This window comes from Thalassotalea hakodatensis (assembly GCF_030295995.1).
In the GTDB taxonomy this organism is placed as follows: Bacteria; Pseudomonadota; Gammaproteobacteria; order Enterobacterales; family Alteromonadaceae; genus Thalassotalea_C; species Thalassotalea_C hakodatensis.
Genome location: NZ_AP027365.1, coordinates 1,736,733 through 1,754,372, shown reverse-complemented (window position 1 = coordinate 1,754,372; position 17,640 = coordinate 1,736,733). Strand labels below are relative to the sequence as shown.

18 protein-coding genes are annotated in these 17,640 nt (G+C 36.9%); 7 read left to right on the top strand and 11 right to left on the bottom strand.

Annotated elements, in window-relative coordinates; genetic code table 11:
* Positions 1 to 139: 139 nt before the first annotated feature.
* From QUE72_RS07665 to QUE72_RS07645, 5 genes are all read left to right on the top strand, one after another.
* Positions 140 to 1,348 (top strand): MFS transporter, encoded by a 1,209-nt coding sequence (locus QUE72_RS07665; RefSeq protein WP_286272555.1) that lies wholly within the window; start codon positions 140 to 142, stop codon positions 1,346 to 1,348.
* Between the two features lie 10 nt (positions 1,349 to 1,358).
* Positions 1,359 to 1,916 carry a hypothetical protein gene (locus tag QUE72_RS07660; RefSeq protein ID WP_286272552.1) on the top strand — a complete coding sequence of 186 codons (558 nt, stop codon included), beginning with the start codon at positions 1,359 to 1,361 and terminating at the stop codon, positions 1,914 to 1,916.
* Positions 1,917 to 1,921: 5 nt separating this feature from the next.
* Positions 1,922 to 2,320, top strand: a complete 399-nt coding sequence (locus tag QUE72_RS07655; protein ID WP_074496575.1) for a hypothetical protein — start codon at positions 1,922 to 1,924, stop codon at positions 2,318 to 2,320.
* On the top strand, positions 2,313 to 2,936 hold the full coding sequence (locus QUE72_RS07650) for an SCO family protein (RefSeq protein ID WP_286272550.1): 624 nt from the start codon (positions 2,313 to 2,315) through the stop codon (positions 2,934 to 2,936). Before QUE72_RS07655 ends, QUE72_RS07650 begins: the two co-directional genes overlap by 8 nt.
* Positions 2,937 to 3,123: 187 nt before the next feature.
* On the top strand, positions 3,124 to 3,423 hold the full coding sequence (locus tag QUE72_RS07645; RefSeq protein WP_286272548.1) for a DUF6172 family protein: 300 nt from the start codon (positions 3,124 to 3,126) through the stop codon (positions 3,421 to 3,423).
* 76 nt (positions 3,424 to 3,499) lie between these two features.
* Here QUE72_RS07645 and QUE72_RS07640 read toward each other — a convergent pair whose 3' ends face one another.
* From QUE72_RS07640 to QUE72_RS07625, 4 genes are all read right to left on the bottom strand, one after another.
* Entirely contained in the window at positions 3,500 to 3,979 is a 480-nt protein-coding gene (locus tag QUE72_RS07640) for a YybH family protein (protein ID WP_286272546.1), read from the bottom strand.
* A gap of 41 nt (positions 3,980 to 4,020) precedes the next feature.
* Complete coding sequence (locus tag QUE72_RS07635; RefSeq protein WP_286272544.1) at positions 4,021 to 5,235, bottom strand: DUF418 domain-containing protein; 1,215 nt, start codon at positions 5,233 to 5,235, stop codon at positions 4,021 to 4,023.
* 131 nt (positions 5,236 to 5,366) lie between these two features.
* Positions 5,367 to 6,527 (bottom strand): RNA polymerase sigma factor, encoded by a 1,161-nt coding sequence (locus QUE72_RS07630; protein WP_286272543.1) that lies wholly within the window; start codon positions 6,525 to 6,527, stop codon positions 5,367 to 5,369.
* Positions 6,524 to 7,402, bottom strand: coding sequence for an alpha/beta fold hydrolase (locus QUE72_RS07625; RefSeq protein WP_286272540.1), 879 nt, complete (start codon positions 7,400 to 7,402; stop codon positions 6,524 to 6,526). The genes QUE72_RS07630 and QUE72_RS07625 overlap by 4 nt, the downstream gene beginning before the upstream one ends.
* A 604-nt stretch (positions 7,403 to 8,006) precedes the next feature.
* On the opposite strand from QUE72_RS07625, the gene QUE72_RS07620 reads away from it, so the two are divergent.
* The gene (locus tag QUE72_RS07620; RefSeq protein WP_074496582.1) at positions 8,007 to 8,477 is read left to right on the top strand and encodes a nuclear transport factor 2 family protein; all 471 of its coding nucleotides are present in this window, start codon (positions 8,007 to 8,009) and stop codon (positions 8,475 to 8,477) included.
* A 76-nt stretch (positions 8,478 to 8,553) separates the two neighbouring features.
* On the opposite strand, the gene QUE72_RS07615 is transcribed toward QUE72_RS07620, so the two are convergent.
* The 4 genes from QUE72_RS07615 to QUE72_RS07600 form a co-directional block, all read right to left on the bottom strand.
* Positions 8,554 to 9,630 (bottom strand): tetratricopeptide repeat protein, encoded by a 1,077-nt coding sequence (locus QUE72_RS07615; RefSeq protein ID WP_286272538.1) that lies wholly within the window; start codon positions 9,628 to 9,630, stop codon positions 8,554 to 8,556.
* Positions 9,631 to 9,947: 317 nt separating this feature from the next.
* Positions 9,948 to 10,274 carry a hypothetical protein gene (locus tag QUE72_RS07610; protein ID WP_286272537.1) on the bottom strand — a complete coding sequence of 109 codons (327 nt, stop codon included), beginning with the start codon at positions 10,272 to 10,274 and terminating at the stop codon, positions 9,948 to 9,950.
* A 210-nt stretch (positions 10,275 to 10,484) separates the two neighbouring features.
* Positions 10,485 to 10,673 carry a hypothetical protein gene (locus QUE72_RS07605; RefSeq protein WP_074496585.1) on the bottom strand — a complete coding sequence of 63 codons (189 nt, stop codon included), beginning with the start codon at positions 10,671 to 10,673 and terminating at the stop codon, positions 10,485 to 10,487.
* A gap of 17 nt (positions 10,674 to 10,690) precedes the next feature.
* Positions 10,691 to 10,900 carry a class IIb bacteriocin, lactobin A/cerein 7B family gene (locus tag QUE72_RS07600; protein ID WP_286272535.1) on the bottom strand — a complete coding sequence of 70 codons (210 nt, stop codon included), beginning with the start codon at positions 10,898 to 10,900 and terminating at the stop codon, positions 10,691 to 10,693.
* 1,936 nt (positions 10,901 to 12,836) lie between these two features.
* Here QUE72_RS07600 and QUE72_RS07595 point away from each other — a divergent pair.
* Entirely contained in the window at positions 12,837 to 13,709 is an 873-nt protein-coding gene (locus QUE72_RS07595) for a hypothetical protein (protein ID WP_286272532.1), read from the top strand.
* A 57-nt stretch (positions 13,710 to 13,766) separates the two neighbouring features.
* On the opposite strand, the gene sucD is transcribed toward QUE72_RS07595, so the two are convergent.
* From sucD to odhB, 3 genes are all read right to left on the bottom strand, one after another.
* A complete protein-coding gene (gene sucD / locus QUE72_RS07590; RefSeq protein ID WP_286272530.1) occupies positions 13,767 to 14,639 on the bottom strand; it encodes a succinate--CoA ligase subunit alpha in 873 nt (290 codons plus the stop codon).
* A complete protein-coding gene (gene sucC, locus QUE72_RS07585) occupies positions 14,639 to 15,805 on the bottom strand; it encodes an ADP-forming succinate--CoA ligase subunit beta (RefSeq protein ID WP_286272528.1) in 1,167 nt (388 codons plus the stop codon). The genes sucD and sucC overlap by 1 nt, the downstream gene beginning before the upstream one ends.
* Positions 15,806 to 16,107: 302 nt before the next feature.
* A complete protein-coding gene (odhB, locus tag QUE72_RS07580) occupies positions 16,108 to 17,628 on the bottom strand; it encodes a 2-oxoglutarate dehydrogenase complex dihydrolipoyllysine-residue succinyltransferase (protein ID WP_286272527.1) in 1,521 nt (506 codons plus the stop codon).
* Positions 17,629 to 17,640 lie beyond the last annotated feature (12 nt).

The following is a 17,640-nucleotide window of genomic DNA, read 5'->3' as shown; positions in this document are numbered from 1 at the left end:
TTAATCTTCTCATAGTAACAAGAAACGTTCATGAAAAACATTCACTATAGTATGGTTATTCCGTCTATTTTTCTCTGTATTCCAATGCATTAATATCTCATTTTTCATCCTGAGTTCAACCCAGAAAGGAATAAAATCGGTGAATACTCATTTAAATAGAACAGAAAAAAATAGCCTTTTCACTTACTTTTTGCTTGCCTTCATTGCTATGGCTGGCCTTGCCTACATTAATTTTTTACCCGGTGTAGTAAACGCATTAGCCGTTAATGTTTCTTATAGCAGTAGTGACGCAGGGCAAATCGTCGCTTCAAACAGCTATGGCGGTATATTTGGGAGTATGATCGCTATTTTTCTAGTACGTCATATCGCATGGCGCAAAGCAACATTTGCCTGTTTAGCTTTATTAGTTCTGATTGATTTAGGCACTTCTCGAATCAATGGATACTCGTTAATGTTGAGCTGGCGCTTAATGGCAGGCGTTATTGGTGGGGTTTGTACTGGTATAGTATTTTCTGTATTAGCGCGTTTACAAAACCCCGATCGTGCATTTGGCTTTCTGCTATTTATCCAATTCTTGATAGGTGCGCTAGTCATCGGTCTATTACCAACTTTAGAGCCTATACTAGGCACGTTTACAGTTTTCTATATTATGGCAAGCATTTCCATGCTCAGTCTTTTGTTTGTACTAATAGTCCCTAAATTAACAAAGATAAAAGCAACGAATCTGCAAAATTCAGTCGGCCTTATCTTTAGTAAGTATTCAACGTTATTGTTGTTATCAATATTTCTTTATCAAACAGCAGCAAGTGCTATATATGCCTACAGCGGACTTATCGGCTTACACGCTAACATTAGTCATAACAGTACAAATATTTACATTGCAACAACAGGATTATTAGGGTTACTTGGTGCACTAATGCCGGTAATTTCAGGTAACCGCTTTGGTCGAAGACCTCCCTTAATTATTGGAATAATTGCTTCAATTACAGCTGCCGTCTTGTTAGCAACTCTGAACACTTCATTATCATTTGTGATCGCATTAGCCTTACTGTTTTTTTCATGGCCAGCATTATTAGCATATTTACTTGCCATGACAGCACAGTTTGATAACAGTGGCAGACTTGCCGCAATGTCTGCAGTTGCCTCTTCATTGGGTATCGCAAGCGGGCCTATGCTTGCCTCTATGTTAGTTGAGCGAAATGACTTCAATACCATGCTCTATACCTGTGTATTGTTGTTTGTTATCAGCGGGATATTACTATACAAAACAGCGAGTAAAGCAGATAAGACGTGTAAAAAGGTTCCTATTAAGCGCCCAGAAACAAGCCCATTAACGTTAGAACAATAAGGATAGTAAGATGTTTCGATATATATGCAATAAGATGTTGTTGGCGATGAAAAACCGATACAACTATGATGTAAGCTATATGCAAAGCATATTGCACACTGACTTCGCTGCTTTTATTAAGTTTATGTGCTTTCAAACTATGTCATCACATAAAGGCACGCTTGCTAATGAGCTATTATATGCAGCAAGAATTCGCACTATTCTTTGGGATGATTGCGGCTCATGCACTCAGTTAATGGTAAATATGGCTCTTGAAGCTGAAATTCCAACAAGTACGATTGAAGCTATCATAATTAATGACTTAACAAGTCTGTCGGAAGAAACTGCATTAATTGTTCAGTATACTGAGAAGGTATTAACTCATGACCCAACAGCTGATGAATTACGCGAAAAAATAATAATGCTATGGGGCAATAAAGCTCTTATAGCGATTGCCTATGCTATTAGTTCAACTCGTGTTTACCCCACATTAAAATACTCTCTAGGTTACGGAAAAGCATGCCAACAAATAAAAATAAACAGTAAACCTCTCATACCTAATTCAACTTTACAGACAATAGAGGAGTAAACTAGATGAAAATATCAATAATGTTTACTGCTATTTTGCTTGGGTTATTTGCCTTCGTTAATGGCGTTTTAATGACATTTAGTCCAGACACTTGGTATTGGTTAGTGCCTGGTGTACCTGATCGTGGACCATTTAACCAACACTTCATTAGAGATATTGGCATCATCTACCTATTAATTGGCATTGCCTTTATTTACGGAGCACTTTTAAAAAAACATAGCGTTGATCTATGGGTTGTTCCCACGCTTTGGCTCACTGGTCACGCAATATTTCATATCTGGGAAGTCTATGCAGGTATTTGTAATCCAGAAGCGCTAATTGATGACTTTGCTGGTGTTATTTTCCCCGCAATGATTGCCATTGGATTAATTTACTTAACGCATAGAACGTCTAAAAATGCGTAAATGGGCATTCTTTCTTTGTTGCTTCTTTGGCATAACTGTAAGCATAATAATTGCTTCAAATTTCTCTTTAAATAAACATAGACATTATGTTAAAAAATCAACAATTGAATGGCTAGATAACCCACGACCAATAAATACCTTTACCTTAATGTCTGACTTAGGGACGTTCAATAACCACTCATTGCATAAACATTGGACCATAGTGTTATTTGGTTATAGTAAATGTGCAGATATATGCCCGACAAGTTTATTTCAAATGTCGTTACTTGCGCAGCAGCTTTCCGAACAAGAAGTAGCTCACCCAATAAACTTTGTTTTCGTTTCAGTAGATCATGAGCGAGTTAGTATTAAGAACTTAGGCTATTTTGTTAAATATTTTAATCCTAACTTTGTTGGTGTGTCAGGCAGTAAACGCCAATTAACGGCATTAACTGACAGTCTGGGTATACAGTTCAACGTGTCAAAAACTGGGCAAAATTATACCGTAGCCCACTCAATATTGCTTTCAATCATTGGGCCTAAGGGAGAGCTCAGAGGAAGGTTTTCGCCAGGATTCTCTGCAGCAAACATTGCCGATGAGCTGCTACAAAAAATGGCAATATCAGCCGTGCTATAAATGGTCGTTAAGTGCCCTCAAGGCAAAAACAAATGAAGCACATTATTTTATGCGATAGAAGTAACTACTTTTTTTATAAACGGATTCAAAGAAATATTTGCAGCTAACTGAAAGCTCCTTAGTATGTTAGAATACCCCCTTGTTAAGAGGTTCCATCACCCCTTTAATTATAGCTTTAAGGTTACACATGAAAAAAACGTTTTCTTTAGAACATGAAAAAATCAAAACACCACGTCTTGTAGACGCAATAAAATTTGAAGTAAAAAAATATTTAAAACGAGAAAGAAATAAACAGCTTCCTACTGATGCTGATTACTGGGATTTTGATTGTAAATATGGAACAACAGAAGCCACTGCCGATATGATTCATGTGTCTCAATTGAACAAATCAATTGATCATGCTGCTGATCATAATTTGAAAAGCTTTTATATTGAGATTCTTGCGAAACCGGGTTATAGAACAGCGAAAAGTAGTGGCGAAGAATAACCACTACTTAAAGAAAGGTGAAACATTGACACTGTTTTCGGTTGATAAGTCGCCAAAGGATTGTCAATGTATTAATTTACTGTTTTAACGACTCATTATCAATGTTATTCCACATATCAAGATGCATGCGCCAAATACCATCAACTTTACGCCAAACGATAACATAAGCTCCACCAAACTCAACTTCCCTGCCATCTTCGTGCATTGACATCCCAGAATAATAGCCAATATCACTGGCCATATTGCCTTCAATGATTAATTCTGTTGATGTTGTTTTATGCCACTTTATTTGCCATTTACTATTCGGGTTTGCAGTCCAAAAATGGCGTATAGCATCAATGTTACTTTCAATGTTGTCATTAACATCAACAATCTTAGCTTCAGTACTATAAATAGCCATAATCGTTTCAATATCGCCATCAACATATGCTTGAGAGAATGCTTTTGCTTGAGCGGTTATCGCCTCTCGATCAGAGGCCTTATCATCAGCCAACGTTATAACGCTGATCAATGATAAAAGTAACATGCTCAACCCTGTTAGTAGGTTTTTCATCATATACCTGCTTTTAAAAGTGTGCTTGGTGACCTATTAAATAGCTATTTTTTCAATGGCTGTAGCGAATTATAGGTTAATGAACGCATAACCCATTCAAATGGTCCAAAGCGATAATGTTTCAACCAATATGTTGAGAAAACCAATTGAAATAGCCAAATAGCCAATACAACCGCGAACTGTTCAATTCGTTCAAGTGAACCATACAGACCAAACCCCCAACCATAGAAAATAATGCAACAAATAATGGTATGTGACAAATAGTTAGTTAATGCCATTCTGCCTACATTAGTAATCGCACTTTGCAGCAGAGGTAGTATATTCAAACGAGAAAATACAAGTAAGAAGCACATATAAGAAAATGCCATTAAAATGCTGCCCCAATAATTATATTGAATACCGAGGAACATCAATTCAAATTTCCAATTTAATGCGAAATTTTGTTCAAGTTCTACAATGATCGCTATTGTTGAAATAATAAAACTTATCCCACCAGCAATTAATAATGACTTATTGGAAAAACGTTGACCAAAAAAATTCATTTTATAAAGCGCCATACCAACAAACATGAGCCCCAAAATACGAGGAATATAAAAAATGATGTTTGTTTGCATTTTTGACGCCATCATATGACGTGAGTCCATTTGACCTAGCCACGAAGCACGATTGTTTGATAAATCTTGCTGAATATATTCAGCCGTAGGCATCCACAACGATTGCATTGCTTCAACTTCTGCTTGTTCCCAATGCGGCAGAGAGATACCCGCCAACCACATCAGTAATGAGCTTAAACCGATGAACACAAGCCCAAGAATGATCAGCGTTCTCGCTTTTAGATTTCGCCCTAAATAAGCAAACGCCCCTGCAATAGCATAGGGAAATAAAATATCGCCAAACCACAGTAGATAGGCATGGGCAATACCTACCACGGCTAAAATGAACATTCTTTTATAGTGAATCTTGCTCGCGTTTCCACCTTTTTTCACTATATGATCAGCCATGAGTACTATACTACAGCCAAATAATAACGAGAATATCGTCATGAATTTTTGGTTAGCAAAAACATGTGAAACATAGTAAACATAATAGTTAACACCTGTAAGATCGCCATATGCTGTAGGGTTACTATACGCTGAAAAAGCCATCGAAAATGCTTGAATATTCATGATCAAAATACCCAGTAAAGCAACACCACGAATAAGATCAATAGCAATCAAACGATCGCTAGTCTGTACAGGGTGATGAGATTGAAACTCCATGTAGTCCTCTTATTTTTATTTACATCTATATCAAAAGACATAATAATGAAATATAAGAAAAATTTCTGATATTTCTTGTTCTTTTTTTGAAATAAAATGTAAAAAATTGTCAAATACTGGCTGATTAAGAATTAAAAAAAATATTGAAAACGACCACTGTTATATAGGCCATATAATAAGCCTAATGTTCCCCCGCCTAAGCCAAGCACCCAACCTAACTTATTACCCCATTGACTCAACTTCAGCAAGGTTGCACTTTTTTTGCTATTGAGAGCTTGTTGACACAAATTAGCATGTGTTATTTTATTAGCGGCAGTTATATTTATGTATAGGCCAAATAAGAAAACAATATAGGTTACTACTGGCATTACCCAACCTTGAGTAAAACTGTAACTTAGCGCAAAGAATAAACAGGTAATGGCGATTACCGCATTACTTTTATGCTTTATTTGATTAAGCTTTTGTACATCCTCTTCATTTTCAATATGCTTTTTCATGTAATTCATCATTAACGTATTAGTGAAAATAGCAATTATGCCACCTAAAGCCGCTCCACCTAGACCAAGTATAAACTTACTAAACCAATGGCCTTGCTTTGCCGCTACACCAATAGTAAACGAGCTAGCAGCAACAGGTGCTGAAGCGGTTGCGGTAAAAGCAAATAAAGATACTAAACCTATAGGTGCAGTAGCAAAAATAACTTCTCCATATTTAGCAAGTACTTCAGATTTTAATTGTAACCGAACGCGTTGCAAACGTTTACGAACCGTTGATTCAGTGATCCCTAAAAGCTTAGCCACTGCTTTGCTGTTATGCTCTTCACGATAATAAAGTAAGATAATTTCACGGCTTTCATCTGGCAGTTGATCCAGCAAATGACAGATAAGTTCACTTTGTTGTTGTTTAATCAGTTTAGTATCAAGCTCGTGCTGCTCATCGCAAACTTTATCTAACAAAGTGTCTAAAGCATCTTCATCTTGATGTACCTGACGATTAATTTTGTTATCTCTGACAAAATTCACCGCGGTATAGCGTGTAATTTGGCGGATCCACGGCAGTACACTGTCATTATTTTTTAACTGTTTAATTTGCTGCCACACTTTAACAAATACCAATTGGCTAACATCATGACTGTCTTGTATATTTTTAGTTATACTCAAAGCGATAGCTGAAACAGTATTGGCAACCTTACTCACTAAAGATTGAAAAGCGACTTTATCTCCATTTTTGGCCAATTCAACATAATGATTTAGCTCGTTTGTTAGATCTGAATGGTAACTTTTAGCGCTCATTTCCATATCTCAACTTGTTTTACTATCGTTTGGGTTAACCATTTCGGCTGATCCCACATTAAAAAATGACGGCCATTATTATTCATAATAAGAGTTGCTTGAGAAGCCTGCGATAATTGATCTGCATATAATTCTTGTAATAATGTTTGTTGCGCCTTATTTGTAAAACCACCTGCTGCTCCTACCAGTAATAACGGAGCTTGAAGTTTATCAAGGTTTTTGCGTAAATCAGTTGTCATCACTGCATAAATAGCGCTACCAGCTGTAATGGGATCTGATTCTCCGGCCATATCAAGTAAGTGCTGATATTTTTCTTTCAATTTCGTTTGAATACTAATGCCTTGTTTTGTCATGTTCTTAATTTGTGCTGGCGTTGCACGTTGGTACATGCCTTTTGCTGAAGTCGCTTGATACGAAAGATCTTCAACTGTTGTTTCATTACTTCTTGTAAACACTGGGCCGATAAATGGCAAACCATCGACAGATATGGCACCACCGAGATTAATATCTTTAACTAACGCTAACTCGATAGATATTAAACCTCCCATACTATGACCAATCATAATAGGTTTTTGTAGTTTATTGTTAGTGATGTACCCCTTTATTTCTTGGATAACTTGTGGGTAAATTGATTCTGCTTTACTACAGGCTTTATTCTTACCAAAGCCGGCAATCGCTATTTGATGTACTTGGTATTGTTTTTTAAGTTCGTTTGCAACCGCTTGCCAAACCGTTTCATCACTAACAAAACCAGGCAGTAATAAGATCGGTTGGCCAGAGCCTGATACTTTAGAAACAATACACGAGTCTGCATTCGCATTCGATGCTGATACGCTAAGTAACAAGGTAAGTAAAAATAATAAAATAGGTTTCATGGGTTTTCTCTTTATTGATTAAGTTACTTACAAAGTCACGGTGATAATAAAAAGTGTGACATTTTTTATTATTATTTAAAAAATATTTAAAGGTCTAGCCTGATTAAGACAGGAAAATAGATAACCAACCTCAGTTGTTGCAGTTAAAGCGCATACAAAGTGAAGTAGCATGTGGCTATGGGTTAATGGGGTCAGGTACATTTAACTTGTGATCCCACTTTACTTTTTTCAGATATTAAAAATATGATAAGAAACTTAAGTCCAAATTAACAATGTAACTCTTACTGATAGTACTAGAAGTAAGCCCTTCAAATAGCTTTTATCAAAAACATCTGGAATTTAAAAACACTATAAATATTGATCAGGCATTAAAAAGTTAAGATAAGACTCACTAACAATTTTTTTTAATATACTTTCTTAAGTATTAATTAACCAGACTCCAATAGCTTGACCTGCGCTGGAATTAAATTGTACCTGACCCTATTAACCTTTTTTCGCACTTAAGCGTATCCCTAAATACTTTAATACAAATAAATGCTTGAATAATCATTAAGAACTAGCGTAATTTACCGTTTGAATTATCAAATAACTTTTTAAGGATTTTATGACTAATAAACAGAGAGTAGCCTCAACATTACTGACAGACGCTGAAAAACAAGAAATAATGAATACAACTTCCAGTGTCGTAACTAAAATTTTTGAAGCCTCTAACAATAGACAATATTTAAAGGGACTAGACTATTACTCAAATACGAGTGATGCGTTTTTTATAAGTGGTGGTTCGATAAAATCACTCGATGAACTGAAAGCGTCCTACGAAATAGCAGGAGCTGCCGTAGAAGATCTTCACAATGATATACTTGACTGGAACGTTAACGTGTTGAGTGCTGATTTGGTTTCTTTTACATTACTTGTAAAACTGCGATTGAAATTAAAAGGTATTAAAGAATATACCGGACAAATTTTTTGGTCAGCTGTTTTAAAGAAAACTGATAATCAATGGCTTGTTGTACAAAGTCACGAATCATGGCTAAATGCCGGAGAAATGTCACAAGCATTAACGATTAAAGAATAAGTTTTTCAGCGTTAAAATTTACCCAGAAGTCGAATACCATCAAAATAAAACAGCTAGTTTTTAGTATTAAAATAGTTTAATAAATAGTAAAACTAGCACCTGTTTCTTTTAACGCTTGGTAAAAGTCTTCAATCTGACATTGCTCTTTTAATTGACAGATCACACGATATTTTTCAACCGCTGGTTGATAACCCTGCTTTGCAGCTTCAAATAACCAATACACTGCTGTTTCAACATCCTTATGGCCTTCAATGCCTGTTAAATAAAGCTCCGCCAAATGTGTTTGTCCTGGTGCGTAGCCTAAGTCGGCAGACTGTTTTAACAACTCAAAAGCTTTTTCGAACCTATCTTCTAAATGCGTTGATTTCAAAAAAGCCATCGCTTGCGTGTTTTGCCGCTTTCCGGGTACGTAACGCCACTCTTTTTCGACTATTTCAGGCTCAGTAACAACGTTACCATCAATCATATACGCCGATCTATTTCGGCCAATGTAATTAAGCTCAGGTCTAATGACGCGATAAATAAAGCCTTGCTGGAATAACTGATTTAATTGCGAGTAAGAAAAGTGATGCCTTTCTTTCTCGAAATAATCGTCACTTACCGTATGCCCTAAATTAACACCGTTGCTTAGCGTAGATTTTAGCGGGTAATAATAGTTTCCATAAACAAGAGAAACCGTTCCTCCGGTAATATCAACAATTTTTGCGACACGATACTTTTGATGAGGGCGAAAATCACCGACGGAATTTTGGTAGTCTAAATAATAAAAGTCATTCACTTTTGGTACATCTATATGCGTTTGACTTTGGCGGACATGTAACTGTTCGTCAGAAAAGTAGAAGCTTAGAAATAAAACGATTAAGAAACTGCCGCTAAAGGTACTTAATAACCGCAGCTTATTAAACAACGCTAAAGCAAAATTTGAAAAAATTAACGATAAATCTGTTGAGTTACGAGGGATATCAACAATACTTTGGCATTGTAAACAATGAACCTGGGTATTTCGCTTAATTGGCACTATGGGTAAATATTCAAGGAAATAGTAGCCGTAAGTAATTATCGAGTTAATACTATGTGTTTGACCACCACAGTTAGAACAGTGCAATTTATCTGTCGTTCCTAAGCATAAAGTCGATTCTCGGTAATCCATCATTTAATCCGTTATTATTATTCGCTGTTATTTTATAGCATTCGTTTATAAATCAAACAAGTACATATACTAATTTTTTCGTAGTTTCGATTAAAAACTAAATACATAAAGTCTATTTCGTTAAAAATACAGGTGAATGCGTTAAGACGTTACTAGAAAATAAGATTACTTCACTTGAAATAAACTTATGTTGGAAGCTATCAATATCGCGATGATGGCCGCAGCATGCCAGCAGGGATAACAACCTTTCCCACTGACAACTCGGGTAGTGTTGAACTTAATTAGCGCTTGATATTTGAACTATTCATTTCAAAGATAAGCTATTTTATCACTTTCGCCCGAGCAAGCTTAAAGGTACAAAATGCTAATATAAATGCAATAATCCCTCGCGGAGCGGGATTAGTAAAATCTAAAGCATTTGCAGCTTTATAAGGAATTGCCAAATCGATCATTAACCATCGGCTATATGCTGTAGTAGTATCTAGCATGGATGGAGCATTAGGAAAACTATACTCACCAACAAATATCCAACAAAGAGCTTGTACGCTCAAAAACACGACTGCAGTTAACAAAAGCGCATGAGGTAAGGATAACCTTGGTTTGCACATCACTTCCATTGCTTCACGTTGATCAATTGCTTTGTTCATCTTCTTGTACATCCATTATTTTAGGTACCTGTTTAGCCTAGCAATTTTGATCAAACAAACCATTGATGTCAAAGAATAAATGGGGTCAGGTTCAATTTAGGTTTAAGTTGTACCTGACCCCATTAACGATTTGAACAAGTGAAAACATTACTACTGACGATTAAACACCAACTTTATAATGAGAATAAGCTAAAACTCTTTTTAGGAGCCTTAACTTTTAGACGTTAAAATATGATAAGAAATTTTAGTCCAAATTATCAAGGCAACACCTGCTAATAGTACTAAAAGTAAGCCTTTCAAGTTACTCTTATCAAAAACAGTTGGAATAGCATAAATACTATAAAGAATGATTAAACTATAAAAAGTCAGAATAACACTTAGTGCTAATACTTTTTTCATATCCTTCTCCTAAAGTATCAATTAAACAACCAGTCTCCAATAGCTTGCCCCGCGTAATAAGAACCCACGACAGCTACGGTTACAACACCTAAACCTGAAGCAGTATAAGCAGCACCCGCCAATATACCACCACCAATAGTTAATGCATCACCTAGGTAGTTAATAACTTCAATTTTACTCACACCACCGTTTACGTGCTTAACTTCCTTATTTGTTAACTCTTTCATAACTTATCCTTTTTCGATTAATTTTCATATATTGAAATATAGTTATCCATTTAACAGGGTTATACTTCATCGAAAATTTAGCAGACATTTAATATATGAACTTTTAATAAAAGAGGAGTTTTAGAAAAGCCTCTATAACTATTTGATTTTTATCAACTTTAAAAGATTGTATAAATGTAGTAAATATATTGTGTGGTAGCTCCTTTGAGCTTACTACTATTAAAAGCAAAAAGTGGGTATAAAACTTAGAGCATTTGGTTATTCATATGAAGGAGGTTTACAAAATAAGTTGAAATAATTGTCATCCATAGCTTAGCTTAACTGCTCGTTTCTATAACAAATAAAAGCAATTACACAAAAGTAAACACGAAATGAGAACGAAGCACTTATCTGCTTTGAAAAATGCTGAATGAATAATCAATATCAGCTATTGCTAGCAGAACACCAGCAAAGCTAAGTAGCATAGGATTATGATTTTAGAAAAGCATTGCAAGCAGCGCAAGATTTTTCAAAAAGGGTTTGCGTGAACCCACTTTGAGTGCCGTCGCCACTGCGACAATATGACCAGAAAAGAAAACCAATCCATAAAGTATTTAACCTGAAACTATATGCCCTTTTAAAGTTAACTGGTGAAATTCTTTTAATAAAAGTGTTTTAATTAACATTAATTTGTCGGTGTGCCGACAGCACGCAAGGGAAAATAACACCAGTTTCCCCCTTGCAACCCCCTCGGAGCCCAAACAGCGGAATACTTTGTTAAACAACTAGCGTAAATCTCGATACCTGCCGAATGCTCGTCCCTCCGCGCGGCAGCCCTCGAAATCCATGTCTCGGGTCGAGGTCTACCATTGCTAGTCATTTAGCAAACCGCTGACATGGGAATTGGTTAAATCCGCCCTACTCACTTCTATAGCTAGCTTTCATAATCACAAAACCTAAAACAACAAAATCATCACCAGACTAGAACGGAGCATAAAACTCTGCTTGAACAAACGCTGAAATAAATAAAAATATTCACGTATTACTGGCATGGATGCCAGTCAATGCGCTGTCGGCACATGGATGTGCCATCAGCGCTGTTACGTCGAAACACACTTTTCTTCATTTCAGAATCACGTTTGTTCACAGCCCTAGGGTTTCCAAAGGGAGGCTGGAGGCAGCCTCCCTTTGGACGTAGTCGCCGCCGCACAATATAATCAGAATTAAATAGCCAAACTAACAAGTATTTTTACAGAAAGAGGAAGCTTTACAGAAAAATACTTTCAATAATTGGTGCTCTATTCAAGCTATATTGCGGCGGTGGCCCCAGCACGTTAGAGGGAAATAACACCGTTTCCCTCTAACAACTCCCTCGGTGCCCAACTCAGCGAAAACATCAAATAGCATTTAGCCGATTGACCATTCCTGACGATGATACATCCATGTATCACGTCAGTTATCAGCATCCATGCTGATAATGATTAAATCGTTCATCTAAATACTATTTGAATCGCTTCGATGGGAAATGGTGTTGAATTCAACGCTCGTTTCTTATTCGTATCCCATTTGGGGATACAGCGAAATTAATCATCAAACTAGAGCGAAGCATTATTCTGCTTTGAAAAATGCTGAATGAAAAAATCAATATCAGCTATTGCTGGCAGGACGCCAGCAAAGTGAAGTAGCACATGGATGTGCTATCTGAACGTTAGCTCGACTATTGATGAGAATGAAGAATACATTTTTCAGCAGCTCCGAGGGTTTCCAAAGGGAGGTCGGAGGTAGTCTCCCTTTGGGTGCAGTCGCCACCGCGACAATATGACTAGAAAAGAAAACCAAATTCTAAAGTATTTATGAAGATAATCTGTCTTTAAGGTGTTTGTTACTTTTATAAATGCTTTCGTAAAATTTTCCTGTTATATTTCTTATGGTTACTATTAATAAAAGGAAAAGCTAAGTGAACAAACTTTGGGTAGGTTTTAAAAATTATCGTTTCTTTTCAGCCAACAAAAGCTTTTTTCAGTTAGGAGTAGTTTGGTTTACATTTTCTATAATTTTAATTATTGCAATAGTGCTTACTTATGGTGTGACTATTAATGAAAACTATGTTGGATGTATATCTGCAAAATGCTACGAAACTTTTATTGATAGTTATAAGCTCCCTATTGGAATACTATCTCTTCTAATTCCCATTGGTGCAATTTATGCTGCTCAACACAGATCTGAGATATCAATAGCACAAATAAAAAGTATCGAAAGTCAGAACAAATTTGCAAATTATTATAAGCATCTAGAAGAATTTAATAACTTACTAACTAATAATAAGTGTAATGAAACTTTTTTAAGCGTAAGTAAATTACACAAGCAGCTATTCCCAGGCTCAAGAGACGGAATTTTTGAAATTGATGAGGACACAACTAAATATTTAAACAATAGATTACTATTAACTCATCAAAATCTAAAAAAACTGGAGAAATACATTGATTCAATAAAAATAGATGACGTTTCAGATAACAGCAACTTAATAAAATTGTTACTAACATCACATTATCCTATTGTTGATATAAGAAAATATCTAGGCTTTAAGGACATAAATTATCCACTTCATAGTTTGAAAAGAAAGCTAAAGATTAATGAAGTCTACTTTAGTGATATATATCAAGATATAACTAATACTTGTCAGATTTTGGAAGTCATACTCTCATTTGATCAAGAATATGAATTATTAGATGAATTGATTATGTTAGCTCAGATGCAATATGAGCAAGAGAAAAAAGATCTGTCAGTTAATAACCCAATTAAACTGAAACTGCGAAGTTCTTTAAGATAATTAAAAAGGCCGCTTTCGCGACCTTCTATAAAGAATAACAGATTGTTAAGTCTTAGCTTACCAACCCGCTTTCTCTTTAAGTGCTGAACCGATTTCCGCTAAAGAACGAACCGTTTTAACACCAGCCGCTTCTAATGCAGCGAATTTCTCATCAGCTGTACCTTTACCACCAGCGATAATTGCGCCAGCATGGCCCATACGCTTACCTGGAGGAGCAGTAACACCTGCGATGTAAGAAACAACAGGCTTAGTTACATTTTCTTTAATGTACTCTGCTGCTTCTTCTTCTGCCGTACCACCAATTTCACCAATCATTACGATTGCTTCAGTTTGGTCGTCGTTTTGGAACATTTCCAATACGTCAATAAAGTTAGTACCTGGGATTGGGTCACCACCAATACCAACACATGTTGATTGACCAAAACCAGCATCAGTTGTTTGTTTAACTGCTTCGTACGTTAATGTACCTGAACGAGATACAATACCTACTTTACCTGGCTTGTGGATGTGACCTGGCATGATACCGATCTTAGTTTCGCCCGGTGTGATAACACCTGGACAGTTAGGACCAATCATACGAACGCCAGTTTCTTCAAGCTTCACTTTAACGTCAAGCATGTCTAACGTAGGAATACCTTCAGTGATTGTAACGATTAATTCGATACCAGCATCGATCGCTTCTAAGATAGCGTCTTTACAAAATGGCGCAGGAACGTAAATTACTGTTGCTGTTGCGCCAGTTGCTTCTACTGCTTCACGTACTGTGTTGAACACAGGAAGACCTAAGTGAGTTTGACCGCCTTTACCTGGTGATACACCACCAACCATTTGCGTTCCGTACTCGATCGCTTGCTCTGAGTGGAAAGTACCTTGACCACCAGTGAAACCTTGACAGATAACTTTAGTATCTTTGTTAATTAATACAGACATTATTTGCCCTCCGCAGCAGCAACAACTTTCGTTGCAGCGTCAGTTAAAGATTCAGCAGCGATGATCGCTAAACCTGAGTTAGCTAATACTTCACGACCTGCTTCAGCGTTAGTACCTTCTAAACGAACAACTACTGGTACTTCAACACCTACTTCTTTAACAGCACCGATAATACCTTCAGCGATCATGTCACAACGAACGATACCACCAAAAATGTTTACTAATACTGCTTTTACGTTGTCATCAGAAAGGATAATTTTGAATGCTTCTGATACACGCTCTTTAGTAGCACCGCCACCAACATCTAAGAAGTTAGCCGGCTTACCGCCGTGTAAATTAACGATATCCATTGTACCCATTGCTAGGCCTGCACCGTTAACCATACAACCTACGTTACCGTCTAATGCTACGTAGTTTAATTCCCATTGTGCGGCATGTGCTTCACGCTCATCTTCTTGAGATGGATCATGGTAACCACGAATTTTTGGTTGGCGATATAATGCGTTTGAATCAACACCAATTTTACCGTCAAGACAATGAAGATTACCTTCATCTGTAATAACTAATGGGTTAATTTCAAGTAAAGCGAAATCATGATCAATGAACATGTTGCCAAGACCCATGAAGATCTTAACGAATTGCTTCATTTGAGTAGGGTTTAAACCTAATTTGAAACCTAATTCACGCGCTTGGTAACCTTGAGGACCTACTAATGGATCAATCGCCGCCTTGTGAATTAAGTGTGGCGTTTCTTCAGCAACTGTTTCGATGTCTACACCGCCTTCAGTTGATGCCATGAACACAACACGACGAGTACCACGGTCAACCACCGCACCTAAATATAGTTCATTAGCAATATCAGTACAGCTTTCTACTAAAATTTTAGCAACTGGCTGACCGTTTGCATCTGTTTGATAAGTAACGAGGTTCTTACCTAACCAATGTTGTGCGAATTCTTTGATTTCGTCTTTAGTTTTAACTAGCTTAACACCGCCAGCTTTACCGCGGCCACCAGCGTGAACTTGTGCCTTAACTACCCACATATTGCCGCCAATTTTGTCAGCAGCTTCAGCAGCTTCTTGAGGGGTATCGCACGCGAAACCTTCAGAAACTGGTAAACCATATTCAGCGAATAATTGTTTCGCTTGATACTCATGCAAATTCATGGTGTTTTTCCACTTATCTGTAAATGAAGAGGTAACGATTTCTATCTATCATTACCATCGAAAAGTCGACCGATTATAGTACAAAAGCTCTAAAGAGCAAACCCCTTAGAAGCTATACTATAGTCTAGATTATGAGTTTTTTTGTTTATTGCTCAATCATTTTGCCAAAAATACGTTTCAGAATTGTTAATGCTTTTCGTGAGCCTGCATTTTTCGTACATTTATAACAAAACAATGCAATCAATACAAAAAAACCGCTCACTACAGAGCGGTTTTTACTATAGGCATAACCATAGGTTATTTTAAACGTCTAATAGTAAACGTGTAGGGTCTTCTAACAACTCTTTAATCGTTACTAAGAAGCCAACAGACTCTTTACCATCGATTAAACGATGGTCATAAGAAAGTGCTAAATACATCATTGGTAAAATTTCAACTTTACCATCTACCGCCATTGGGCGATCTTGTATTTTATGCATGCCTAAAATAGCTGTTTGCGGTAAGTTGATGATAGGTGTTGATAGTAATGAACCAAACACTCCACCGTTAGTGATAGTAAAGTTACCACCTTGCATGTCATCCATGCTTAACTTACCGTCGCGGCCTTTAATTGCAAGAGTTTTTATTCCCTTTTCAATACCAGCCATGCTTAATTGATCAGCGTCACGTAAAACGGGTGTAACTAAACCGCGAGGCGTAGATACAGCAATAGAAATATCAAAGAAGTTATGATAAACAATATCATCACCATCAAGTGATGCATTGACTGCTGGAAAACGTTTTAGCGCTTCAGTTACTGCTTTCACGTAAAAAGACATAAAACCTAAACGTGTATCATGTGTTTTTTCAAACACATCTTTGTATTGCTTACGAAGATCCATAATTGGTTTCATGTTCACTTCGTTAAACGTCGTCAACATTGCTGTTGAGTTTTTCGCTTCAAGTAAACGATTCGCAATTGTTTTACGTAAACGTGTCATTGGTACACGTTTCTGAGTACGCTCACCTAATGCACTAGTTTGAGGTGTAACAGCAGCTGGAGATGATTTAGCAACTGGCGCAGATTTGTTAACTGCAGCTTCTACATCTTCTTTGGTAATTCTTCCGCCTTTACCCGATCCTTTTACATCACTTGCAGATAAGCCTTTTTCAGTCAATAAACGACGTACAGATGGGCTTGCAACTTCATCACTTGATTCTGATGATTCTTCTTTAGCACTTTCAGAAGCTTTAGCAGAAGAACCGCCAGCAATCACTTCAGCAATTTTTTGTTGACCTAATACCGTATCACCTTCTGCGTGAATTATTTTACCCATCACACCATCAGATGTTGCAGGTACTTCAAGTACCACTTTGTCTGTTTCGATATCTACTAATACTTGGTCACGTGATACAGAATCACCTTCTGAAACATGCCAAGTCGCAATCGTTGCATCCGCAACTGATTCTGGTAACACCGGTACAAGAATATCTTGTGCTTCACCATCAGAAGAGGTTTCTTTTGCATCAGTGCTATCTTGTGCTTCACTTTGTTTATCTTCTGAAGACTCTTCTTTAGCAGGCTTATCATCAGCTGCTTTTGCATCGCCAGCCTCAATAATTGCAATCACTTGTTCGCCAAGAACAGTTGCACCTTCGCCTTCACGAATTTCACTGACTACACCGTCGGATGTAGCAGGCACTTCTAACACTACTTTATCAGTTTCTATTTCAACTAATACTTGGTCACGAGAAACACTATCGCCTTCCTGAACGTGCCAAGTAGCTACTGTCGCATCAGCAACTGATTCTGGTAATACTGGAACCTTAATTTCGGTTGTCATTCATTTATTCCT